Annotated in this window: 24 protein-coding genes; 9 read left to right on the top strand and 15 right to left on the bottom strand. The window is 71.7% G+C overall.

Translation table 11 applies throughout. From position 1 onward, the window contains the following. Position 1 precedes the first annotated feature (1 nt). On the bottom strand, positions 2-1030 hold the full coding sequence (locus SH922_RS03715) for a LacI family DNA-binding transcriptional regulator (RefSeq protein ID WP_393054626.1): 1029 nt from the start codon (positions 1028-1030) through the stop codon (positions 2-4). Positions 1031-1210: 180 nt separating this feature from the next. On the opposite strand from SH922_RS03715, the gene SH922_RS03710 reads away from it, so the two are divergent. Next, the gene (locus SH922_RS03710; protein WP_393054624.1) at positions 1211-2167 is read left to right on the top strand and encodes an ROK family protein; all 957 of its coding nucleotides are present in this window, start codon (positions 1211-1213) and stop codon (positions 2165-2167) included. A 158-nt stretch (positions 2168-2325) separates the two neighbouring features. Here SH922_RS03710 and SH922_RS03705 read toward each other — a convergent pair whose 3' ends face one another. Together SH922_RS03705 and SH922_RS03700 are read right to left on the bottom strand one after the other, a co-directional pair. Beyond that, on the bottom strand, positions 2326-4368 hold the full coding sequence (locus SH922_RS03705) for an NPCBM/NEW2 domain-containing protein (protein WP_393054622.1): 2043 nt from the start codon (positions 4366-4368) through the stop codon (positions 2326-2328). 1041 nt (positions 4369-5409) lie between these two features. After that, positions 5410-6558 (bottom strand): hypothetical protein, encoded by a 1149-nt coding sequence (locus SH922_RS03700; RefSeq protein WP_393054620.1) that lies wholly within the window; start codon positions 6556-6558, stop codon positions 5410-5412. A 195-nt stretch (positions 6559-6753) separates the two neighbouring features. Here SH922_RS03700 and SH922_RS03695 point away from each other — a divergent pair, with 195 nt between their 5' ends. Continuing rightward, entirely contained in the window at positions 6754-7020 is a 267-nt protein-coding gene (locus tag SH922_RS03695; RefSeq protein ID WP_393054618.1) for a hypothetical protein, read from the top strand. 9 nt (positions 7021-7029) lie between these two features. Continuing rightward, the gene (locus SH922_RS03690) at positions 7030-7455 is read left to right on the top strand and encodes a hypothetical protein (RefSeq protein ID WP_393054616.1); all 426 of its coding nucleotides are present in this window, start codon (positions 7030-7032) and stop codon (positions 7453-7455) included. Between the two features lie 39 nt (positions 7456-7494). Here the strand turns inward: SH922_RS03690 and SH922_RS03685 are convergent, their stop codons facing one another. After that, positions 7495-7671, bottom strand: a complete 177-nt coding sequence (locus SH922_RS03685) for a hypothetical protein (RefSeq protein ID WP_393054614.1) — start codon at positions 7669-7671, stop codon at positions 7495-7497. Positions 7672-7890: 219 nt separating this feature from the next. Between SH922_RS03685 and SH922_RS03680 the strand changes: the two genes are divergently transcribed. Continuing rightward, a complete protein-coding gene (locus tag SH922_RS03680; RefSeq protein WP_393054612.1) occupies positions 7891-8928 on the top strand; it encodes an NUDIX domain-containing protein in 1038 nt (345 codons plus the stop codon). Here SH922_RS03680 and SH922_RS03675 read toward each other — a convergent pair. Both SH922_RS03675 and SH922_RS03670 read right to left on the bottom strand, forming a co-directional pair. Beyond that, entirely contained in the window at positions 8887-9564 is a 678-nt protein-coding gene (locus SH922_RS03675; RefSeq protein ID WP_393063454.1) for an MBL fold metallo-hydrolase, read from the bottom strand. The two genes, SH922_RS03680 and SH922_RS03675, sit on opposite strands and share 42 nt — an antisense overlap. A gap of 151 nt (positions 9565-9715) precedes the next feature. After that, complete coding sequence (locus tag SH922_RS03670) at positions 9716-11080, bottom strand: dipeptidase (protein ID WP_393054610.1); 1365 nt, start codon at positions 11078-11080, stop codon at positions 9716-9718. Positions 11081-11264: 184 nt separating this feature from the next. Here SH922_RS03670 and SH922_RS03665 point away from each other — a divergent pair, with 184 nt between their 5' ends. Continuing rightward, complete coding sequence (locus SH922_RS03665; RefSeq protein ID WP_393054608.1) at positions 11265-12479, top strand: geranylgeranyl reductase family protein; 1215 nt, start codon at positions 11265-11267, stop codon at positions 12477-12479. Positions 12480-12548: 69 nt separating this feature from the next. Here SH922_RS03665 and SH922_RS03660 read toward each other — a convergent pair whose 3' ends face one another. Next, on the bottom strand, positions 12549-13001 hold the full coding sequence (locus SH922_RS03660; protein ID WP_393054606.1) for a nitroreductase family deazaflavin-dependent oxidoreductase: 453 nt from the start codon (positions 12999-13001) through the stop codon (positions 12549-12551). 128 nt (positions 13002-13129) lie between these two features. On the opposite strand from SH922_RS03660, the gene SH922_RS03655 reads away from it, so the two are divergent. The 3 genes from SH922_RS03655 to SH922_RS03645 all read left to right on the top strand — a co-directional run bounded on the left by SH922_RS03655 (position 13130) and on the right by SH922_RS03645 (position 16043). After that, entirely contained in the window at positions 13130-13864 is a 735-nt protein-coding gene (locus SH922_RS03655; protein ID WP_393054604.1) for a TetR/AcrR family transcriptional regulator, read from the top strand. Between the two features lie 167 nt (positions 13865-14031). Next, positions 14032-15381, top strand: a complete 1350-nt coding sequence (locus SH922_RS03650; protein WP_393054602.1) for a sensor histidine kinase — start codon at positions 14032-14034, stop codon at positions 15379-15381. Next, on the top strand, positions 15378-16043 hold the full coding sequence (locus SH922_RS03645; RefSeq protein ID WP_393054600.1) for a response regulator: 666 nt from the start codon (positions 15378-15380) through the stop codon (positions 16041-16043). Before SH922_RS03650 ends, SH922_RS03645 begins: the two co-directional genes overlap by 4 nt. On the opposite strand, the gene SH922_RS03640 is transcribed toward SH922_RS03645, so the two are convergent. From SH922_RS03640 to SH922_RS03625, 4 genes are all read right to left on the bottom strand, one after another. Beyond that, positions 16004-16318 (bottom strand): DUF6332 family protein, encoded by a 315-nt coding sequence (locus SH922_RS03640; RefSeq protein ID WP_393054598.1) that lies wholly within the window; start codon positions 16316-16318, stop codon positions 16004-16006. The genes SH922_RS03645 and SH922_RS03640 overlap by 40 nt on opposite strands. 63 nt (positions 16319-16381) lie before the next feature. Continuing rightward, a complete protein-coding gene (locus tag SH922_RS03635) occupies positions 16382-17137 on the bottom strand; it encodes a maleylpyruvate isomerase family mycothiol-dependent enzyme (protein WP_393054596.1) in 756 nt (251 codons plus the stop codon). A 21-nt stretch (positions 17138-17158) separates the two neighbouring features. Further along, the gene (locus SH922_RS03630; protein ID WP_393054594.1) at positions 17159-17530 is read right to left on the bottom strand and encodes an SCO4225 family membrane protein; all 372 of its coding nucleotides are present in this window, start codon (positions 17528-17530) and stop codon (positions 17159-17161) included. A 114-nt stretch (positions 17531-17644) separates the two neighbouring features. Further along, entirely contained in the window at positions 17645-18766 is a 1122-nt protein-coding gene (locus SH922_RS03625) for an MFS transporter (protein ID WP_393054592.1), read from the bottom strand. A 262-nt stretch (positions 18767-19028) separates the two neighbouring features. On the opposite strand from SH922_RS03625, the gene SH922_RS03620 reads away from it, so the two are divergent. Then, positions 19029-20243 (top strand): ROK family protein, encoded by a 1215-nt coding sequence (locus tag SH922_RS03620; RefSeq protein WP_393054590.1) that lies wholly within the window; start codon positions 19029-19031, stop codon positions 20241-20243. A 43-nt stretch (positions 20244-20286) separates the two neighbouring features. On the opposite strand, the gene SH922_RS03615 is transcribed toward SH922_RS03620, so the two are convergent. From SH922_RS03615 to SH922_RS03600, 4 genes are read right to left on the bottom strand one after another with little or no spacing between them, the layout of a single operon-like run. Beyond that, positions 20287-21189, bottom strand: a complete 903-nt coding sequence (locus SH922_RS03615) for a phosphotriesterase (RefSeq protein ID WP_393054588.1) — start codon at positions 21187-21189, stop codon at positions 20287-20289. Beyond that, positions 21183-21764 (bottom strand): DUF4865 family protein, encoded by a 582-nt coding sequence (locus SH922_RS03610; protein ID WP_393054586.1) that lies wholly within the window; start codon positions 21762-21764, stop codon positions 21183-21185. Before SH922_RS03610 ends, SH922_RS03615 begins: the two co-directional genes overlap by 7 nt. A 10-nt stretch (positions 21765-21774) precedes the next feature. Further along, the gene (locus SH922_RS03605; RefSeq protein ID WP_393054584.1) at positions 21775-22173 is read right to left on the bottom strand and encodes a cupin domain-containing protein; all 399 of its coding nucleotides are present in this window, start codon (positions 22171-22173) and stop codon (positions 21775-21777) included. A gap of 41 nt (positions 22174-22214) precedes the next feature. Continuing rightward, positions 22215-22784, bottom strand: coding sequence for a TetR/AcrR family transcriptional regulator (locus SH922_RS03600; protein ID WP_393054582.1), 570 nt, complete (start codon positions 22782-22784; stop codon positions 22215-22217). Between the last annotated feature and the right edge of the window lie 84 nt (positions 22785-22868).

Genomic DNA, 22868 nt, shown 5'->3' with positions numbered 1-22868 from the left:
CTCAGGCCGGGCGCAGCTCGCCCGAACCGCGGGGGATCAGCCTCGTCGGGAGCTCGACGCGTGCCGGCGGGTGGTCGGCGCCGTCGAGCCGTCGGAAGAGGTGCTCGGCCGCGGTGCGGCCTACGGCCGCCGCGTCCTGGGAGATGACGGTGATGCCGAGCAGATCCGCGAGCTCGATGTCGTCGAAGCCGACGAGGGCGACCGGATGTTCCCGGCCGGCCAGTACGCGCACCGCGGTAACGGTCACGCGGTTGTTGCCCGCGAAGAGGGCGGTGACGGGTTCGGGGCCGGAGAGCATGGCCTCGGCGGCCGGGCGGACCCGCTCGGGATCCGTGGAGCCGAGCGAGACCCAGGAGTCCTCGACCGTGATCCCGGCGTCGGTCATGGCGGTGTGATATCCGCGCAGGCGCTCCGTGGCGGTGTGGATCCGGGGCTGGTCCCCGATGAACCCGATCCGGCGGTGGCCGTGGGCGATCAGATGGGCGACCCCCTCGCGGGCGCCGCCGAAGCTGTCCGAGAGCACCATGTCGGCCTCGATACGGCCCGCCGGACGGTCCACGAAGACCGTCGCTATGCCGGCCTTGATCTCCGGCTCCAGATAGCGGTGGTCGTCGCCGGCCGGAATCACGATGAGCCCGTCGACGCGTCGCGCGCACAGCGCGAGCACGAGCTCCTGCTCGCGCTCCGGGTCCTCGGCGCTGGAGCCGTTGATGAGCAGAGCGCCGTGCGCGCGGGCCACCTCTTCCACGGCGCGGCTCAGCGGCCCGTAGAACGGGTCCGCGAGGTCTTCCAGGACCAGGCCGATCGAGGCGGTGCGGCCCTTGCGCAGCACGCGCGCGCTGTCGTTGCGGCGGAAGCCCAGCGCGTCGATGGCCTCCTGGACCCGGCGCTCGGTGTCAGGCGTGACCCCCGGCTCGCTGTTGACCACGCGCGAGACCGTCTTGAGGCCCACTCCGGCACGGGCGGCCACGTCCTTCATGGTGGGCCGGTTGCCGTAACGGGGCTCGGGGTGACGGGTGGGCTCGGCCACGGTGCGCAGTCCTGTCGTCGGGTACGGGCGATCCGGACCGGCCGCGGAGAGTGCCGCGGAGGAGGCCGGAAGCTGTGGCGTCGAGCATAGGCCCTGGACAACGTTGTCAGCGGAATGGAGACTATGCAGACTATTTACTGAAGCCGCAGGTCCCGCCACCTCACCCACGGAGCCACGCCCATGCATACCGACCTCGTCGCCGCGCTGGACATCGGCGGCACCAAGATCGCCGGGGCATTGGTGGACGGCGACGGCACGCTCCGCGTGCGGGTGCAGCGTCCGACGCCCGCCCGCGAGGACGGCGAGACGGTGATGACGGCGGTCGATGACGTGCTGGCGGAGCTGGCCGAATCGCCGCTGTGGGGCCGGGCCACAGCCGTCGGTATCGGCAGCGCGGGCCCGGTGGACGCCGCCGCCGGGACGGTCAGTCCCGTGAACGTGCCCGGCTGGCGGAGCTTCCCGCTGGTGGAACGGGTGAGCGCGGCGACCGGCGGTCTCCCTGTCGAGCTGGTCGGCGACGGGGTCGCGATCACGGCGGCCGAGCACTGGCTGGGCGCGGCCCGCGGCCACGACAACGCGCTGTGCATGGTCGTGTCGACCGGAGTCGGCGGCGGGCTCGTCCTCGGCGGCACACTCCACCCCGGCCCCAGCGGCAACGCGGGCCACATCGGGCACATCAGCGTCGACCTCGACGGGGACCCGTGCCCGTGCGGCGCGCGCGGCTGCGTCGAGCGCATCGCGAGCGGCCCCAACATCGCCCGCCGCGCGCTGGAGGGCGGCTGGCGTCCGGGCCCGGACGGTGACACGACCGCGGCGGCGGTCGCGGCCGCGGCGCGGGCGGGGGACCCGGTCGCCGTTGCCTCGTTCGAACGGGCCGCACAGGCGCTGGCCGCGGGCATCGCCGCGACGGCCACCCTGGTCGAGATCGACATCGCGGTGATCGGCGGGGGAGTGGCCGGCGCGGGCGATGTGCTGTTCGCCCCGCTGCGCAGCGCCCTGCGGCGGTACGCGACGCTGTCCTTCGTCCAGCGGCTGACCGTGACGCCGGCGGTCATGGGCAATGACGCGGGACTGGTGGGCGCGGCAGCGGCGGCCTTCGCCGCGCGCATGGGTGCGGACGGGGCTGTTTCCGTCTAGGGCCCCTCTCGTTCGGATCATGCCGGGTCTCGCGAGGACCGCCCTGATCCGAACGAAAGGCCTTGGACGACCGGAGCGGTGCTCGCCGGGGGCACCGCGGCCTCCCGTGGGTGGCGACGACGTCGGACGCCGCCACCCGTTCCCTCGGGCAGGCGGCCTCAGCAGGTGATGCGGAGGTCCGCCCAGTCCGCGTGGTCGGAGTCGACGCCGTCGCCCCCGTCGGTGACCACCAGACGCACGACCTGCGCGCCGCTGACGTCCGCCGAGACGGACTGCGCTGCCATCGCGTTGGTCAGGACGCCGGTCGATGCCGCCTTCGTGCCGTCCGACCAGATCTCGAAGGCCACGCTTCCCTTCGCGCCCTTCTCGTCGTCGACCCCGACGCGGGCCGTCACGGTGCTGCACGCGCCGCCCGCGTAGTACTCGACGGCACTGGCCGCATGCACGCCCAGCCCCTTTGCGTACACCTCGCCGCCGATGGTGAGCGGCTTGCCGTCTCCTGCCGCGCTCTCACCGTTGCTGGTGTCCTTCTCGACCGGTCCGTAGCCGTTGGCCGCGGAGAGCTGGGGCAGATCGCTCAGGTAGCCGCCGCCGGGCGTTGGAGCCACAACCACATGGGCCTGGAACGGTACGGAGGACCGCACCTCCTTGCCGGAGGGCGAGCGGTACTGGGCGGTGAGCGTCAGGTCGTATGTGCCGGTGGCCGTGCCGGCCGGAGCCGTCACCCGCCAGCGCGTGGTCAGCGCCCTGCCCGTCGGCAGGGTTGCCGTCGAGGTCGCGGAGTCGGCCCTGACCTGCCAGCCCGACGGTGCGGTGAGTGCGGCCGACGCCTTCACGGCGGGCGTACGTCCCAGATCGGTGACCGTGGTCGTCAGCCGGGCCGTGCGGCCGGCTTCCATCAACGGGCTCCCGTCCAGGGCCAGTTCCACGGCCGGCGGATACGACGCCCAGTGGCTGTCGGTGGCGACGCGCAGCAGTACCGTCCCATGAGCCGGAACGGTCGCGGAGAGGCCGCCCGCCGTGTTGCGCGTGGTGTGCGCCCACAGGTCGCGCACGGTGTACGCGTCGGCCTGCGGAAGCCCCGCCGCCGCAGCCGTCGTCGAGATCCGCTGCGCGCTCCCGGTCTCGTTGAACAGCGCCACCACCCGGCTGCCGTCCTGCATCTCCTTGCCGACGACCCACCGCCCGCCGTCGGAGGAGAGTACGACACCCTGTTTGCCCAACGGGTCCTGGTCGACGGCGATGACCTCGTGGTTGGAGAGGATCTCATACGTCTCGGGTGTCGCCGTGCGCAGATCGGAACCGATGAGCAGCGGCGCGGCCATCACCGACCACATGGAGAAGTGCGTGCGGTACTCGGTGTCCGTCATCCCGCCGTTCCCGACCTCGAGCATGTCGGGGTCGTTCCAGTGGCCGGGGCCCGCGGCCGCGGCGAGCGGCAGGTTCTGCTTCATGATCGACAGCATGCTGCTCCAGCTGTCGTTGATGTCACCCGTGGTGCGCCACAGGTTGCCCAGATCCGCGGCCCACTCCCAGGGTTTGTTCTCGCCCCATTCGCAAATGCTGTAGACGATCGGCCGGCCGGTGGCGGCCAGCGCGTCGCGCATCGTCGTATACCGCTCCTTCGCGTCCACCCCCTGGTTGTTGCAGTTGTCGTACTTGAGGTAGTCGACACCCCAGTCGGCGAACTGCTGCGCGTCGCTGTACTCGTGCCCGAGCGCGCCCGGAAGTCCGACGCTGTCGCAGGTCTTGGTGCCCGCACTGGTGTATATGCCGAGCTTGAGTCCCTTCGAGTGGACGTAGTCCGCGACGGCCTTGATCCCGTTCGGGAATCGCACCGGATCGGCCTCCAGCTTGCCGTCGGCATTGCGCTGCGGCTTCGCCCAGCAGTCGTCCAGATTGACGAACTCGTAGCCCGCTTCCTTGAGCCCCTTCTCGACGAAGATGTCGGCGATTCCCTTGATCATCGCCTCGTTGAACTCGGCCCGGCAATGGGTCGAGTTCCAGTTGTTGAACCCCATGGGGGGTGTGAGGGCGAGACCGTTGCCGGCTCGTGCGCCTGCCGTCGGCGACAGGACGGGGGCGGGGGACTGCGCGACGGCGGGAACGGTGGCTCCCGCCGCGCACAGGAGGCCTGCGGTCAGCGCTCCGATGACTCTGTGGCGGCTGGTGCGGGTTGTGCGACCTGGGAGTTGACGCATCGTTACGTTCCTCCGTGCTCGTGCCGAATCGAGTGGCGCCATGAACACGCCAAGACGAGCGATTACGTTAGAGCGTGTTGAAGTCTGTTGGAAGAGGGTGGTGTCGGTTGTTCGGTGTCTCGTCAAAACCCTTGACGCCGCCGCTCGCTGGGAGTGAGATCCAAGTGCACGTTCGGTTGTGTTGGGTTGCCTTCCGGAGGGGAGGGTCATGGCGCACTCGTACGACAGGTCGGATCTGCGCGGCCGTTGTGGACGGTGCGGGCGTCTGGACCCAGTACTGGCGAATCACCCTGCCCCTGTGCCGCCCCGCACCCTCCTGCTGATCCAGCGGCACTTCATCGCGGGGCTCACGCTGGGGTCCAGCAAGGGGTGAGCGGTGAGTTCGGGGATCTGTCCATCCTGTGACCTGGATGTGGGGGGATCGCTTTCTTCCGTCGTACCTCTCGGGTCGGCGATCGGTCAGGGAGGCGTGCTCGTCTCCGTTCTCTTGCTACGTCGTCGCAGGCCTGTGATTCTGAGCAGGTGCCAGGACAGGGGAAGAGGAGGCGGCGGCAAGAAGCCGAGAGGCAGCGGCTCGCCGCTCGCACGGCACCGGACGCGGGACGGTGGGAAGTGATCTTTGAGACCCGGGATCAGACGGAGCTGCACGCGCAACTGCGCCGCCTCCGGGAGGCACGAATCGACGGGGCGACGATTCGGATCGACACCCTGTGTGGCCGCCTGATGCAGCCAACCACGTATCGGCTGAGCCGGTTCGTGACGGACAGCTGAGTGGCCGCGCGTTCCCGGGCGAACGTCTGTGAGACACAGCCCACCCGACAGCGGTCCCGCCGGCAGAGCCTCCGTACACAGAACTCGTTGCCGTCCGGATCGGCCGGCATCACATGCCCATCTGCCGGGAGTTGACCAACATTGATGTGCTTCCCGCTGACTACCGTTCCCCGCCCTGCCCCGGGCGCATCCTGGGAGCGGGCCGTGCGGCACCCGCCTCCGACTTCCGATGCGGGGAAGCCAGGCAGCCCCGGCCCCGCATGACGACGATCACCCGGCACCCGCATCTGGCACCGCTGGCGCAGGGGGTAGAGCGGCCAGGGAAACCATGCGGTGCATGACGGCCGTCGGAATCGCCGGGTTCCGGGCCGCGTCCTCAGCGCTGTGCTCGTCGAGGAGCAAGGAGACCAGGACTTCCGGCGGCAGGACGGGGTTGTGCCAGGCGGTCCGGCGGACACCTCCGTCGGCATCGCCGGCCAGCCGGACAGCGGATTCGGGCGACAGCCGCGGGTCAGCGGCGGCGCTGCCGCGCACATGGGCGTCGGGATCACGGCTGAACCGTTCGACCAGCGTGGTGGACGATGAGGGATCGTCGAGCGCCAGAAGGCGGAACCGGGGGTTCGGGTCCTCGGCGAAGCGGAGCAGGTCGTGGCGGGGAAAGTTGGGGTGATTGCGGGGGCGCCCGGGAAAGGAGAAGCTGCCGGGCCACCAGCTCCACACCTCCAGGAGCAGGTCCGCGGGGGCGTCCTCGCAGGACTCGGCGAGGAAGAGGCGCACGATCCGGTCCTCGTCGTGGGCGAGCATGTCCACCACGTCCGAAGGAAGGCGCGGGGCGCGGGCCACGCTTCTGCGGATCCGAAGGTTCGGCGACACCGCGAGCCGGCGCATCGCGGCTGCGTCGGTGTGGAGGGCGGCGATCCACCACACCGCGTACGTGCGGTCATCGGCGCTGATGTCGGAGACCGTGGCCGCCATCGCCGTGATCTCGGCCGGACTCGAAGGCGGCCGGGCCCCGGAGCCCGGCGCCTCCTCGACACCGATGCGTGCTCCCGACGCCCGGAACGCGGTCTGCTCCGCTGCCACCTCCGCAAGAAGATCGCGGAAGCCCGAAGCCGGAGTGGCGTCGAGGAGCCGAGTCCACTGCGCGGATGAGAGCTGTCCCGATTCGGCTGCCAAGGCACGGATGCTCCGTGCGGAGTGGACGACCGCCGCGTCCAGGACACCGGTCGGGAGGTCGTCGCGGTACAGGAAGTGCGCGGAGGGGCTCTTCCCCGCGTCGAACAGGCTGACGAGTACCTCCGTCGGTGCCGCCCGGTTGGAGCCCAGACCGCGCAACCACGCCTGAGTGGTGCGCTCGGAAAGCTGAGAGCCCTTGGTCAGCGCGGCCCACGCGCGCCGGTCGGCATCGGTCTCGGTCATGCGTTGATTGAACTGGCAAGGAGTTGGGGGATCAAGGCGTCCCGCCTCCGGGACCACCCTGCACAGCCGGTTTCCCCCGACCGCCACCAGCCGGGATCTGCGTGGGCACAGCCAGGACGAGGGGGCGTGCCGCCGATCGAGTCACACAGGCCACTCACCGACGACGTTGTCAGTGGCGGGTGCGATCCTGCATGCATGGACGAGATCATGCGGCGGCGGGTGTACGGCGCCGATCACGACGACCCCGACCCGGGGCCCCGGCCGGGACGTGTCTACCGGGAGCTGGTGGGTGGCCCGCTCGACGGGCTGCTGCTGGACGTGACCGGCTGGACGGAGGTCGCCCTCGCGGACGGCTCCGCCCTGATCACGGAGATCGGCGCCTACGGGGCCGGCGGCAGGGCGGAGTACGGACCGCGGACGGACAACCCGAAAATGTGGGACTGGCGGGGCGACACGCCCTAGCATCGCGGGATGGCCCGCAGCGAGAAGAAGTCCCGCCGCCTCGTCGTCGAGGGCACCACCTTCCTCTGGTCGGTGCGTCACCGGCACGAGAGGGACGAGGGCGGGCTGCATGTCTGCCGGGAAACCCTCGCCCTCTGTCAGCGGGACGGCCGGGGGCGACTGGAGATCATCTTCCGGGCAGGGCCTGGCCGGCTGGTGCCCGACGGGCTGCTGCACTCCGGCGCGGTGGGCACGGAGGGTGCCTACCTCAACCTGCACGAGACGGGGACCGTTCGCGCGCTGTACGACGAGGCGGTGGCCGCCCACGGCTGGGACCCGGAGGACGCGGTGCCCCGGATGATCGACGGCTGGACCCTTTTCACCGCGGTGTCGGCACGCAGGCCCGAGCGGTCCCACGAGGAACCGGAGCAGGGCAACACCGGTCCGACCGACTGACCTGCGGCGTCGGGCCGTTCCACCGGCGCGCCCCGGACGTCAGCGGCCCCGGTCCGCCGACTGCTGCGGTACGACCACCAGGAACGCGTCCTGTTCCAGATCCATCACGACCTCCGCCGCGACGCCCTCGCCCCGGCGGGCCGCTGCGAACTCTTCCGCGGGCCAGCTGCCCCGCGGGCCGCCTGCCGGAAACTGCTCAAGTACGGTGCGACGCACGGTCCGCCCCCTGTCGTTCGTTCTGCTGTCCGCTCCAACGACGCCCCGCCGCCGCCGTTACGGCCGGATGCGGCCGGGGCGCCCGCGCCTGCTTCCGTACGGGAAGACGCCGGCCGGCCGCGGTGCGCGGTTGCGTTCGTGCAACGTCATCGCCACAGTCGTGTTTTCGCGGCAGGGTGTTGCGGGCAAGCCACAGGGGGCTACGGAAGAGGGGGAACCGTGATCGTCTGGATCAACGGTGCGTTCGGCGCGGGCAAGACCAGCGCCGCGCGTGAACTGATCGATCTGATCCCGAACAGCACCTTCTACGACCCGGAACTGACCGGCACGGGGCTGGGTTCCCTGCTGCCCCAGAAGCGGTTCGCAGAGGTGACCGACTTCCAGGACCTGCCGATCTGGCGGCGTCTCGTGGTGGACACGGCGGCTGCGCTGCTGGCCGAGGTCGGCGGGGTACTGGTGGTGCCGATGACGCTGCTGCGACAGGAGTATCGCGACGAGATATTCGGAGGGCTCGCCTCCCGGCGCATCGCGGTGCGTCATGTCCTGCTCTCACCTGAGGAAACGATCCTGCGTCAACGGATCGCCCACCGGGCCGAGTTCCCCGACGATCCCGGGACGGCCGGCGGGACCGGGCAGTGGGCGCACGACCGTATCGAGCCCTACCGTTCGGCGCTCGACTGGATCACCCGGGACGCACACACCATCGACAACAGCGCACTCACCCCCCGCGAGACGGCCGAGCTCATCGCCGAGGCCGTGCGTACCGGGACGGCCCCGGCCTGCGAGATCGTCCAGACACCCGACCCCACCGCGGAGACCGTCGCGGCCGGCGTGCTGCTCTTCGACGAACACGACCGTGTGCTGCTCGTCGACCCCACGTACAAGCCCGGCTGGGAGTTCCCCGGAGGGGTGGTGGAGGCGGGCGAGGCACCGGCGCAGGCCGGGATCAGGGAGGTGGCCGAGGAAATAGGGATCCAACTCGATCGGGTGCCCGGGCTCCTCGTCATCGACTGGGAGGCGCCCGAGCCACCCGGATACGGAGGGCTGCGGCTGCTGTTCGACGGCGGGACGCTGCCGGGTGCGGTCGCCGAACGGCTGGTGCTCCCCGGTTCCGAACTGCGCGGCTGGCGGTTCGTCACCGAGGAGGAGGCGGCCACCATGCTGCCGCCCACCAGATACGAAAGGCTGCGCTGGGCGCTGCGCGCCCGGGAGCGCTCAGCCGTGCTCAACCTGGAGGGCGGCGTCCCGGTCGGCTGAGGCGTGCATGACCGCGACCGCGTCGGTGGTGAGGGGGTCGCCGTGGCCGAAGCAGACCGTGGCCGCCTCCAGCGCGGCCAGCCGCCGGAACGAGGCCACGGCCTGCGCGCGGTCGATGTTGATCACGCCGAGCATCACGCGCCCCGCCTCGGCGACGCAGTCACCCGTGAACAACACCCCGTGGCGGGGCAGATGGAGACCGATGGCCCCCGGGGTGTGGCCGGGGGAGTGGACCACCCGTGCCCCACCGCCGAACGGCAGCACCGCGCCGTCGGACAGTTCGGTGTCGACCCGGGTCGGCGGAGCCACGGGCACTTTCAGCCCGTTCGCGTACAGCGGGCGTTCCCGGTCGAGCAGGACCGGATCGCCGATCTCCTCCTCGCCGCGGATCACCGGCGCGTCGAGCCGGTGCGCCAGAATCTCGGCGCCGTGGCGATCGGCGAGTTCCTGGGCCGCGCCGTAGTGGTCGCGATGGCCGTGTGTGATGACGATCCGGGCGATGCGGGCGGTTTCGAGACCGAGACCGCGAACCGCGTTCTCGATGGCGGGCGCCGCGTTCACGTCACCCGCGTCGATCAGGGTCAGTTCCGACCCGTCCCGCCAGAGATAGGCCTGGCCGATCGGGAAGCGGAACATGTGCAGCTGGGGAAGCACCTAGACGAGTTCCATGCAGCGAACGTACGCAGCAGCGGGCGTCCGCCGCACGGAACTACGCTCGGGGCGAGCTTCGCTCGGTGCGTAGCGGCCGGCCGGGCGGAACGGGGCGCCGTCCGTTCCGCCCGGCTGTTCAGGCCTTCTTGGAGGCGGCGTAGTTCTGCAGGAACAGCGCCTCGGCCACCGACAACCGCTCCAGCTCCTCGGGGGACACGCTCTCGTTCACCGCGTGGATCTGCGCCTCGGGCTCGCTCAGTCCGATCAGCAGGATCTCCGCCTCCGGGTACAGCTCGGACAGCGCGTTGCAGAGCGGGATCGAGCCGCCCATCCCGGAGGACTGCATCTCCTGGCCCGGGTACGCGATCCGCATGGCGTCCGCCATCGCGGTGTACGCGGGGCTCGTGATGTCGGCGCGGAACGGCTGCCCCTGGCCGACCTGCTCCACCGAGATCCGCGCTCCCCACGGGGCGTGCGCCCGCAGGTGCGCGGTCAGCAGCTTCGTGGCCTCGCCCGCGTCCTGGCCCGGCGGTACGCGCAGACTGATCTGCGCCCGTGCGCTCGCCTGCACCGAGGGCGTCGCGCCCACGACCGCGGGGCAGTCGATCCCGATGACCGTGACGGCGGGGCGCGCCCAGATCCGGTCCGCGACCGTACCCGTGCTGATCAGTTCGACCCCGTCGAGGACCTTGGCGTCCTTGCGGAACTCCTCCTCCGGGTACTGCAGACCGTCCCACTTCGCGTCCGTCGTGAGGCCGTCGACGGTCGTCGTGCCGTCCTCGGCGCGCAGCGACGCGAGCAGCTGGATCATCGCGGCCAGGGCGTCGGGCGCGGCGCCGCCGAACTGGCCGGAGTGAAGGTTGCCTTCGAGCGTGTCGAGCTGCACCCGCAGCATCGTCATCCCGCGCAGTGTCGAGGTGACGGTCGGCAGACCGACCCGGAAGTTTCCGGTGTCGCCGATCACCACGGTGTCCGCGGCGAGCAGCTCCGGGTGCGCCTGTGCGTACTGCTCCAGGCCGCCGGTGCCCTGCTCCTCCGAGCCCTCCGCGATCACCTTGACCGAGACCGGGACCCCGCCGTTCGCCTTGAGGGCGCGCAGCGCGAGGAGGTGCATGATGAAACCGCCCTTGCAGTCGGCCGAGCCCCGGCCGAACCAGCGGCCGTCACGCTCCGTCAGCTCGAACGGCGGCGAGAGCCAGGCGGACTCGTCGAGCGGCGGCTGCACGTCGTAGTGCGCGTAGAGCAGCACGGTGGGCGCTCCGGCCGGACCGGGCAGGAAGCCGTAGACGGACTGGGTACCGTCCGGGGTGTCGAGCAGGGCGACGTCCTGGAATCCCTCGGCGCGCAGCGCGTCGGCGACCCAGGCGGCGGCCGCTTCGCACTCGCTCTTCGGGAAGACCGCGGGATCCGCCACCGACTGGAAGGCCACCAACTCGGTCAGCTCCGCCTTGGCGCGGGGCATCAGCGAGGCGACGGTCTCGGAAATCGGATGGGCGGTCATGGGCACGCTCCTCGTAGGTGCGACGTTATGTGTACGTATTCCGGGTACATGAGCGCCAGGAGTGCGGCGTTGCAGGTACGGCGGAGGCTCGGCCGATCCTCCCACAGCAGGGCCCGGCCGCAATGCGCCGTAGGATGCCGGAAGCAGCTTGGGCCACTGGTCGGATCGGGAGCAGAAGCACATCGTGAGCAGCGAGAACGCAGACGCCGGACATGAGCACGAAGAGTCGTCCGTGTGGGACGTCGTCGTAGTCGGCGCCGGACCGGCGGGAGCCTCCGCGGCATACGCGGCGGCGGTCGCCGGCCGTCGGGTACTGCTCCTGGAGAAGGCGGAACTGCCCCGTTACAAGACGTGCGGCGGCGGCATCATCGGGTATTCGCGCGATGCGCTGCCGCCCGGTTTCGAACTGCCCCTGCGGGACCGGATCCACGCGGTCACGTTCTCGTTGAACGGCAGGCTGGCACGTACCCGTCGCTCCAGGCGCATGCTCTTCGGCCTCATCAACCGCCCGGAGTTCGACGCGGGCCTGGTCGAGGAGGCGCAGAAGGCCGGTGCCGAACTCCGTACCGGGGCGACGGTCTCCCGGGTCGAGCAGCACGGTGCGGCCGTGCCCGACCGGCGTACGGTCGCGGTCGTACTCTCCGGCGGCGAGACCGTCCTGGCCCGTGCGGTCGTGGGCGCGGACGGCAGCGCCGGGCGGATAGGAGCACATGTCGGGGTGAAGCTCGACCAGGTGGATCTCGGCCTGGAGGCCGAGATCCCCGTGCCGGAGACCGTCGCGGAGGACTGGGCGGGCCGGGTGCTGATCGACTGGGGCCCCATGCCGGGGAGTTACGGCTGGGTCTTCCCCAAGGGGGACACCCTGACGGTCGGGGTGATCTCGGCGCGTGGTGACGGCGGCGGCACCAAGCGGTATCTGGAGGACTTCATCGCGCGGCTCGGTCTGGCCGGCTTCGAGCCGAAGATCTCCTCCGGTCATCTGACGCGCTGCCGCAGCGACGACTCGCCGCTCTCGCGCGGCCGGGTACTCGTGTGCGGGGACGCGGCCGGCCTGCTGGAGCCCTGGACCCGGGAAGGCATCTCGTTCGCGCTGCGTTCGGGACGCCTCGCCGGTGAGTGGGCGGTGCGGGTGGCGGAGTCGCACGACGCGGTGGACGCCCGCCGTCAGGCGCTCAACTACGCGTTCGCCATCAAGGCCGGTCTCGGCGTCGAGATGAGCGTGGGACGGCGCATGCTGAAGCTCTTCGAGCGGCGTCCGGGCATGCTGCACGCGGTGCTGACGGGCTTCCGTCCCGCGTGGAACGCCTTCGCGGGCATCACCCGGGGGACGACCTCGCTGGCCGAACTGGTCCGTTCGCACCCGCTGGCGCAGCGGGCGCTGTCGGCGATGGACCGTTAGCGACTGTCGCGGCCGGCGGCACATCAGAGGTCCGGCCGGATCGGGAAGGTACGGCGATCCGGCCGCGGGTCAGCTCTCGACGGTGATCCGGAAAACGGGGTGGTCGGGGCAGGCCGCCAGCAGTTCGGCGTCCGTGGACTTGGCCGTGATGCCCTTGAAGTACTGGTTGACCTCCCAGCCCCAGCGCTCCAGGTAGGCGCGGATGACGATCATCTTGTGCTCGTCGTCCGCGATCTCGACGGCTGTGAAGGCGCGGGTCCTGCGGCCCACCCGCAGCTCACCGCCGCCTGCGGCCCGCATGTTGCGCACCCACTGAGAGTGTCCCCGTGCGGAGACGAGGTACTGCACGCCCTCGTAGGTGTGGAGGTTCACGGGGATGCGCTGCAGTTGCCCGCTCTTGCGGCCCCGCACTGAAAGCTCCTGCGAACCGAGCAGGCTGACTCCGTGTCGCGCCAGCCAGCCGATGACGCTGTTCATGCGGATGGCGAACGGGCTGCCCTGAAGGTAATACGGCTGCGACATGGGGACCCCCACTGTTTGAGAGAGCGGTGCTCTCGCTTGAGATCAGTGTGCACGGAACCCGTGCTCAAAAGCAAGAGCGCTGCTCTCGTTATTGGTCGGTGCTCCCGTTTCGTGGCAGACTGGCGACCATGAGCGCTATCCGGGGAGCCAGGGAACGGGCCCGTATCGAGGTCACCACCGCCATCAAGGAGGAGGCGAGGAAACAGCTCGCCGCCGAAGGTGCGGCGAAGCTCTCGCTGCGCGCCGTGGCACGCGAACTCGGCATGGTGTCCTCGGCGCTCTACCGCTACTTCCCCAGCCGCGACGAGCTGCTCACCGCCTTGATCATCGATGCCTACGACTCCGTCGGCGAAGCCGCCGAGCACGCCCACCGGACGGCGGTGGAAGAGGCAACAGGGGCCCCCGCACCCGCCCGGCCGCCCGCCGCTCATCTGGCCCGCTGGGTCGCGGTCGCGTGCGCCGTACGGGACTGGGCCCTGGCACACCCCCATGAGTACGCGCTCATCTACGGATCGCCCGTGCCCGGCTACACCGCGCCGCAGGACACCATCGGTCCCGCGTCCCGGGTCGGCCTCGCCCTGATCGCCGTCGTCGAGGACGCGCACCGCGAGGAAGGGCTCGCGCTGCCGCCGCTCGCCGAGGAACTGCGCCCCGAGGCCGAACGGCTTGCCGCGGACATCGCCCCGGGGCTTCCGCCGGCCGTGGCAGTGCCGCTCGTCGCCGCGTGGTCCCAGCTCTTCGGACTGCTGTCGTTCGAGATCTTCGGCCAGTTCAACCGCGTGGTGGAGGCCCGCGAGGTCTTCTTCCGGCAGGCCGTGACGGAGCTGGCCCGTACGGTCGGCCTGCTCGGCGGCCCTCGGTAGGGCCAGCAGGGCGGTCCCTGCCGCGGATCGGTCGCGAGCCCGGCCGTGATGCACCGGACAGGACCTGGGCCCCGGCCCGCCCTGTTCGCCGTACTCCCCGGGGAGTACGGGTGATCACCACGCCCGGCGGACGCCCGGGCCCGGGTGTGCGGTCTAGCGTGGCCGCCATGGAAGAGCAGCGCGCAGAGACCGGCGGCGGTCCCCCCGGGAATCAGGGCGGATCGTCGCGTCGCCCGCCCTGGGTGCGCGGCGGGCCGGACGGCCGGACGACCGGCCCGCAGGGCCCGTGGGGATTCTGGAACAACGGCGAGCCGCCGCGCTGGCTGACGGGCACGCGGGGCCGGTCCGCCGGCCGGCTGCCCTGGGCGTCCACGCTCCTGCTCGGCGTCGTCGTCATGGCCGGCTCCACGATCGCGGCCCGCGGGCAGCTGGACGAGAAGGCCCCCCTCGACCTCTTTGCCCGGCTGCTGCTGATCGCCGCTGTGGCGGTACTGCTGTTCCGCCACCGTCACCCTGTCGTGTCCGTCTTCGGGGCCTCGGCCGCGGCAACGCTCTATCTCGGCGCCGGCTACCCGTACGGACCGGTCTTCCTGACCGTCGCCGTGGGCTGTTTCAGTGCCGTCGTCGCCGGACACCGGCGGGCCGCGTGGTCGGCGGTCGCCATGGTGTGGGTGGGGCATCTCCTGGTGGGGCACTGGCTCTACCGCTGGCTGCCTCCGGACGACGACGCCGCGTCGCCCTGGGGGCAGGAAGTGGGTGTGGCCGCCTGGGTGGTGGCCATCGTCGCGGCCGCCGAGTTCGTCCGCGTACGCCGTGAGCAGTGGGCCGCACAGCGTGCCGAGCGGGAACTCGCGGAGAAGCGGCGGGCCGACGAGGAGCGGTTGCGAATGGCGCGTGAGCTCCATGACGTCCTCGCGCACAGCATCTCCGTCATCAACGTCCAGGCGGGTGTCGGACTGGCCCTGCTCGACACCGATCCCGAGCAGGCCCGTACGGCGCTCACGACCATCAAGGCCGCCAGCAAGGAGGCGCTCGGCGAGGTGCGACAGGTCCTGGACACCCTCCGTGCGCCCGGTGACGCGCCCAGGGCGCCGGCCCCCGGACTCGACCGGCTCCCCGAGCTGGTGGAACAGGCCGCGAGCACCGGACTGACCGTCACCGTCGGTACGGACGGCGTACGCGGGACCGTTCCGCCCGGCGCGGACCTGGCCGCCTTCCGGATCATCCAGGAGGCGCTGACCAATGTGGTGCGGCACTCCGGTTCGCGCACCGCGGAGGTCCGGGTCGGATACGGGCCGGAACGCATCACGCTCCGTATCGACGACGAGGGTCCTGCCACCGGCACGGACGCCGGGGGCAGCGGCAACGGGCTGGCCGGGATGCGGGAGCGGGCGGCGGCCCTGGGTGGCACGATCGAGGCGGGGACCCGGCCCGACGGCGGCTTCCGGGTACGAGCCGAACTTCCGCTGCCGGCCGATGGTTCGGGCCGGGCGGCGCACCAGAAGGAGACTCCGTGATTCGCGTACTGCTCGCCGATGACCAGCTGCTGGTCCGGGCGGGATTCCGGGCCCTGCTGGACGCCCAGCCGGACATCGAGGTGGCGGGCGAGGCCGCCGACGGTGAGGAGGCCGTCCGCCTGGTGCGTGAACTACGGCCGGACACCGTGCTGATGGACATCCGCATGCCGCACCTCGACGGCCTCGCCGCGACCCGCACGATCACCCGGGACCCGGCGCTCGACGACGTGAAGGTCGTCATGCTCACCACCTTCGAGCTCGACGAGTACGTCTTCGAGGCGATCCGCTCCGGAGCTTCCGGCTTTCTGGTCAAGGACACCGAGCCGGAGGAACTACTGCGGGCCGTCAGGGCGGTGGTCGGCGGTGACGCGCTGCTGTCGCCGGGCGTCACGCGCCGCCTGATCGCCGAGTTCGCCGCCCGGTCCAAGGAGCCCGCCGCAGCGACCGCGCTGAATGAACTGACCGACAGGGAGAGGGAGGTGATGGCGCTGGTCGGCATCGGCCTGTCCAACCAGGAGATCGCCCGCCGGCTCGTCGTCAGCCCGCTCACCGCCAAGACTCACGTCAGCCGGACCATGGTGAAGCTCGGCGCCCGCGACCGGGCTCAACTGGTCGTGCTGGCCTACGAGTCGGGGCTGGTGCGGCCGGGCTGGCTGGGCTGATCCGGCAGCAGGGGGCCGCGCCTGCCCACCTCGCGCTCGGTGTCACGGCGACCGAACCGCCACAGCACGTCGACGACGCGGCCCACGAAGACCAGCGATGCCACGACGGTTGCGGCGACGAGGTGCCCGGGGCCCACACCGCCGCCCGACGCCGACAGGAGGGCGGGGGCGCAGACCACGATGAACGCGGCCGCCGCCAGCAGGGCTCCGGTCAGCAGGGCGAAGCCGATCTCGACGGTCATGGCGTCGCGGTCCGCCTGGATTCTCTGTCCCATCTCCGAAGTGTCACAGGCGCGGTGGCGGGCGGACAAGCCCGCCCGACGCGTGCCGGGGCCGGCTCAGGACCAGGTGACCGAGGAGCGCTCGCGCCACAGCCGCGCGAGGTCGGGGTCGCCCTCCACCGCAAGAGCCGTGAGAGGCCGCCGGTTCCAGAGCGTGAGGTAGAGCTCCTGGGCAGTGGCGCTCAACTCGCAGTCCACGGGCGGCAGTACGGACGGCCCGTCCTCGCGCACGGCTGCCGGGGGCTCGGCGGAGAGCCGTACGGTCCACACGGTGTCCGTGTCCGTGGCCCGTATGCGCAGCGTGCGCGGTACGTCGGTCCGGACCCTGCTCTTCGGGCGGGCGTGGAACCCGTGCAGCAGCTCGTCGATGCCGTCCACCGCGTGGGCGGACGCCACGGGGGAGAGGGCCCCGCCGCGAGCGGACTCCGCGTCCACCCGGTGGATCGTCGTCTCGTGCGCCTGCCGCCTCGCCCAGAAGGCCAGGGGTGACGGCGCCGCGAAGAAGGCCCAGCAGTCCAGATCCTCCGGTGCGCGCTCCAGCGCCTCCACCAGGAGCTGGTGCCCCGCACGGAACCGGTCGAGCAGCTCGGGCCCGTCCAGGTCCGGCTCCCCGGCGTCGGGGACGTACGAGGTGTGGCCCTCGGTCACGAAGGCGGCCGCCCAGGTGTGCACCATCGCGGTGTGCCTGAGCAGGTCGCGCACCTGCCAGCCCGGACAGGTCGGCACCGGCGCCCCGGTCCCCGCCCCCTCGGCAGCGTCCGCCAGCAAGCGGCCCTCGGCGGCCAGGGACTCCATGTGCTCCGTGATCTTCATGGCAGGGATTCTGTCAGGGGATCAGGCGCCCTGGGGGCGGGCCTGACGGGCCCGGCCGCGGCCGCCGCGCATCAGCCGTACGAACCAGCCCAGCGCGAGCGACTGCACCAGCACGGACACGACCAGGGCCAGGTGGACGAACCAGGCCGGCCCCGCCGTTTCCGCGCCCAGCATCGTACTGCCGACGAAGAAGACGAAGACGGTCGGCGCCGCCAGAAGGAAGAGCCACACCCCGGCGAACGAGGCGTCGTCGTGGGAGACGAACAGCGTGTCCACCGCGACGAACACCGTTGTCGCCGCCACCACACCCAGGTAGATCAGCGATGCGGCGTTGCCGAACGTGAGGCGTGCGAGCGCATGGACGTGTTGCTTGGTCAGGACCGGCTTGTTCATGGAGTGCTCCCCGTCGATGGCCTACGACCTCGCCCGACGACAGCCGGCGGGAGGGGGCGTTACGTCTCCATCCTGCGGCGGGAGAACCGTTCCTGCCTGAGTACGGCTACTCACTCATGTGTGCGCCGCGTTGCGTGCCCCGTATCCCAGCGCCGCCGCGGCCACGGCCAGGAGTGCCACCGTGGTCAGGGCCACGGGCAGGGAGGACCAGTCGGCCAGGAAGCCGATCGCCGGCGGTCCGAGCAGCATGCCGCCGTAGCCGAGCGTCGAGGCCGCGGCCACTCCGCCGGGACCGGCCAGCTCGCCTGCCCTGCCGACCGCCACCGGGAAGATGTTGGCCAGGCCGAGCCCGGTGACGGCGAATCCGACGAGCGCGAGCCAGGCGGTCGGGGCGAGCGAGCCGAGCAGCATTCCGGCCGCCGCGGTGGTGCCGCCCGCGACCAGGGTGCGGGTCTGCCCGAGCCGTTCGAGCAGTGCCGTGCCGGTGAGCCGGCCCGCCGTCATGGCGAGCGCGAACAGCGAGTATCCCGCTGCCGCCACCCCGGGGTGGGCGTGCAGGTCCTGCTCCAGGTGGAGAGCACCCCAGTCGGCCAGGGCCCCCTCGCCGTACGCGGTGCAGAGCGCGATCACGCCGAACAGGATCACCACACGGCGTGCCCGTCCGCTCAGGCCCCGGGGGCCCGCCTCGCCGTCGGCCGCCTTCGGGGCGGGCTTGCGCGACGGGTACCGCAGCAGGACCGGGCCCGCGAAGGCGGTGACGAGCAGTCCGATTCCGGTCAGGCAGAGCAGGTGCGCGGAGGGCGAGAGGCCGCCCGCGACAAGACCGCCCAGTCCGGCGCCGATCATGCCGCCGAGGCTGAACGCGGCGTGGAAGCTGGGCATAACCGGACGCCGGAGGGCGGCGACCAGATCCACTGCCGCGCTGTTCATCGCCACGTTCATGCCGCCGTACGCGGCGCCGAACACCAGCAGCACCACCCCGAGCGAGAGTGCCGAATGCGTCTGGGCGGGCAGCGCGATGCTGAGCGGCAGCAGGACGCCGCAGACCACGGTCACCGGATGGCTGCCGAAACGGCGGCAGAGCCGGCCGGTGAGCATCATGGTGATCACGGCGCCGGCGGACACGCCGAGAAGTGCGAGGCCGAGGGTGGAGGCCGAGGCGCCGGTCTGCTGCTTGATGGCCGGGATGCGGACCACCCAGCCGGCGAAGAGGAAACCGTCGAGGGCGAAGAACACGGTCAGCGCGGTACGGAGGCGTGTCGATGGAGGTGGGGCGGTGTTTCCGCCCGGTCCCCCCGGCAAGGCCGTCCGCAGTTTGTTTAGTTGCGGCACAAACTCAGCATAGGGGCCCGTGGACGACAGGCGCAAGACGGCCGCCCACCCGGCCCGGATGACGTGACACGGGCGGTCGTTCCACGCCGTGGAGCAGGGCGGCGCGGGCGAGGAGGTGGGCGCAGTGGCGTCCGCACCACCTCCGGATCATGGGAGACTCGCCCCCATGAACGGCAAGGTGACCACCACCCGGACGAAGTTGGAGAGGGGCCGCAGCGCGCTCGGGCCCGCGCTGGAGCTGGTCCACACCGGACGCGCGCCCACCCGCGCCGTCCTCACCTCCGAGCTGGGTGTCACCCGTGCCACCGCCGGAGCGGTCGCCGCGGAGCTGGAGGCGCTCGGCCTGATCCAGGTCGACTCCAGCCCCGGCTCGGCCGCCGGCTCGCAGGGCCGGCCCTCGCACCGGCTGGCCGTGCGCGAGTCCGGGCCGGTTGCCCTCGCCGCCCAGGTGCACGCGGACGGATTCCGGGCCGCGCTGGTCGGGCTCGGCGGCCGGCTCGTCGCGACCGCCCCTGGCTGCGTCACCATCACGGCCGATCCCGCCCAGGTCATCGGTGAAGTCGTGGACGACTGCGCACGGTTGCTGCGCGACAGTGGTCTGCGATGCGTCGGGGCGGGCCTCGCGGTGCCGTCCGCCGTCGCGGAGCCGGAGGGCACCGCCCTCAACCCGCTCCACATCGCCTGGCCCGCCGGCGCCCCGGTCCGGGAGATCTTCGCCACATGCGTCCGCGAAGCGGGCATCACCGGGCCGGCGTTCACCGGAAACGACGTCAACCTCGCCGCGCTGGCCGAGCACCGTCACGGAGCCGGGCGCGGGGCCCAGCACCTGCTGTGCGTCGCCACCGGCCATCGCGGTGTAGGCGGCGCCCTCGTCCTGGACGGCCGTCTGCACACAGGCAGTTCGGGGCTTGCCCTGGAGGTCGGCCATCTCACCGTCAACCCCGAGGGCCGGCCCTGCCACTGCGGCGGCCGCGGCTGTCTCGACGTCGAGACCGACCCGCTCGCCTTCCTGACCGCGGCCGGACGCGCACCCGGCCCCGAGGAGTCGCTGCTCAAGCAGTCCGGGGACCTGCTGCGCAACGAGTACGGCGACGTGGCGGTGCGCAACGCCGCGGAGGAACTGATCGACCGGCTGGGCCTCGGCCTCGCCGGACTCGTCAACATCCTCAACCCGGACCGCATCATCCTCGGCGGCCTGCACCGCGCCCTGCTGGACGCCGACCCGGAACGGCTGCGCGCGGTGGTCGCGGACCGCAGCCTGTGGGGACGCAGCGGCAGCGTGCCGATCCTGCCCTGCACCCTCGACCACAACAGCCTGGTCGGCGCGGCGGAGCTGGCCTGGCAGCCGGTGCTGGACGACCCGCTGGGCGCGCTCGCCTGAGGCGGGGCGGCCGATTGTCGCTTCGACGCCGGTCGCCCGCCCGTCAGGCGGCCGGCGGTGGCGCGAACGCGAACGCCCGTGCCGGGTTGGCGACCAGCATGGCCTCCACGGTGCCGGCCCCCAGCACCTCGCTCAGCCGGGGGCGCAGCCGGCGGAGCAGATGCGGCATGCCCGGGGTCTCCGGCACGGTGGTGTCACCGCCCAGCAGCAACTGCCCGCCGAACCCGGCCCCGGCCAACGCCGCGAGTTCCTCGGGCAGCCGCCAGTCCGTCGCATGGTGGGCGCGCGAGGGACCGTCGAAGGCGAGGAACGCCCCGGCCCGCGCCACCTCCCTCTGGGCCGCTCCGTCGGGCGACCGGCCGAGATGCCCGAGGATCACGCGGTCCGGCGGGACGCCCAGCCGGCCGCACAAGAGGTCGAGTACGTCCGGGGCGGCCGTACCCAGCTCCAGATGGACGGCGATCGGCGCCCCCGTACGGTGATGTGCCTCGGCGGCCGCCGTCATGGTGAGCCGGGCGTGGGCGTCGACCGCGTGGAAGGCGCCGGCGACCTTGATCAGGCCCGCCCGCACCGTCGTGGAGCCGATCCCCACAGTCAGTTCGGAGACGAACAGCGAGGCGAGATCGCCCCGGATCCGGTCGAGCAGCGAGGCCGGGTAGTGCACGGCCTGGTGCAGCCCCGTGGCCGCCACCACATGCGTACCCGTCGAACGGGACAGATCGGCCAGCGCATCGGCTCGACGCCCCATGCCGTACGGCGTCCACTGCACCACGGACCGGCCGCCGAACCCGCTGAAGGCCCGCAGCCGTTCGGCCGCCGCCGCGGGGTCGTCGAGTTCCTGGCCCGGCAGCACGGGACTGCGCAGGAAGAGATGGTCGTGGGCGTCGCACACACCCAGCTCGCCAGCGGGGATGTCCCCGAGGACGGTGCGGACGGCGGTCACCACTGGCGTCCCTCCTCGAGCCGGTCACGCTCCGGCCGGCTGAGGTGGAGCACCTCGTAACGGTCTCCGGCCTCCTGCGGCGCGGGATGGTCCCAGAGCGTGAAGTGGAGCAGTTCCCAGTGGCGGGGGTCGACGGCCAGTGCCGTGGCGACCGCACCGGGCACCTTCGCGAGCCGCCGGCTCTCCTCCAGCGCGGCCCCGATCGCGTCCGCCGGAGCGGTCGAGGGCGGGACGGCGGAGCGGAGGCGGGTGGCCGAGCGGGGGAGCGTGGCCGACGACGGGCCCTCCTCGTACGACAGGCCGGTCCAGTGCTGCACCTCCGGGCGCCCGAAGTCCTGCACGACGCCCTGGAATCCGGGCCCCCGGAGGAAGGAACTCATGCCCTCGGGGCCGGTCCACAGGTAGAGCGGCGCGTACTGGTTGACCGGGGAGTCCTCGCCGCGCTCCCGCATCAGGTACGCCTTGATGCCGAGCCCCGGGAAGGCGTCCATGAGATGGCCCCGCGTCGCCACCCGGTCGCGGATGATGCCCATGTCGTAGTCGGCGGGCAACGTGATCTCGTACTGCATCGCGTGCATCGTGCGCTCCTCAGGCTGCCGGGTACTCGGGGACGCGGGCCTCGCTGTGCCAGTGGATGGTGCTGCCGTCCTCGGCTGCCTCGACGAGGGCGAGATGGGTCATGAACGTGCGCGGTGCGGCGCCGTGCCAGTGCCACTCGTCCGGGTCGATCCACACCGTGTCGCCCGCCCGGATCGCCTCCACGGGCCCGCCCCTGCGCTGAACAAGGCCTTCGCCCTCGGTGACGTGGAGGACCTGGCCGTGCGGGTGGGTGTGCCAGCCGGTGTGACCGCCCGGTGCGAAGTGCACGCTGAACAGTCGTAGCCTGGACGGCTTTTCGGGCGCCGCGACCTCGTCGATCCAGACGGTGCCGTTGAAGTGCTCGGCCGGTCCGCACTGTGTGTCGGGCCGGTTCCTGGTGATGCGCATGCGCGAGGTGCTCCTCGGGGTGGGTGACGTATGACAGGGAGTCAGGAAGCTTCCGTACGAGGCGCGAGCAGCGCCAGCAGCCCGCGTGCGGCCGCGTCGAAGGCGTCCGTCGAGCCCGAGGCGCGGGCCAGCACATAGCCGCCCTGCACGGTCGCGACGACTGCCGCCGCGATGTCATCGGGCACCAGCGAAGGAGTGAACTCGCCGTTGTCCAGGCCCTCCTGGACGATCGCGGCGAGCCGTCCGCGGAGCCACGCGATCGTCTCGTCGACGGGCGCCCGTAGCTCGTCGCTCGCGATGACCTCCGGGTCCATCGTCAGCCGCCCGACCGGGCAGCCGCGCAGCACATCGCGCTCACGCAGCAGATAGCCCGAGATCCGCTCGTACGCCGGCCCCGGCGCGTCCAGCACCCGGGCCGCCGTGGCACGCAGCTCCTCGGCCGTGCGCCGGATGGCCGCAAGGGCGAGATCGGGCTTGCCGGCGAAGTGGTGGTACATGCTGCCCTGGCCCGCGCCCGCATGCTGCTGGATGGCCTTTGGGCTGGTACCCACATACCCGCGCTCCCACAGGAGCTCCCTGGTGGATTCGATCAGACGGTCCGAAGTGCTCATGCAACCACTGTACATACCAGTAGGTACAGAAATCCAGATGTCCGGCGGCCGGCGTCCGGGAGCAGCCGGGGGACCGCCGTCTAC

The organism is Streptomyces sp. LN549 (genome assembly GCF_043203805.1).
Taxonomy (GTDB): domain Bacteria; phylum Actinomycetota; class Actinomycetes; order Streptomycetales; family Streptomycetaceae; genus Streptomyces.
This window is presented reverse-complemented; position numbering and strand designations above follow the sequence as displayed.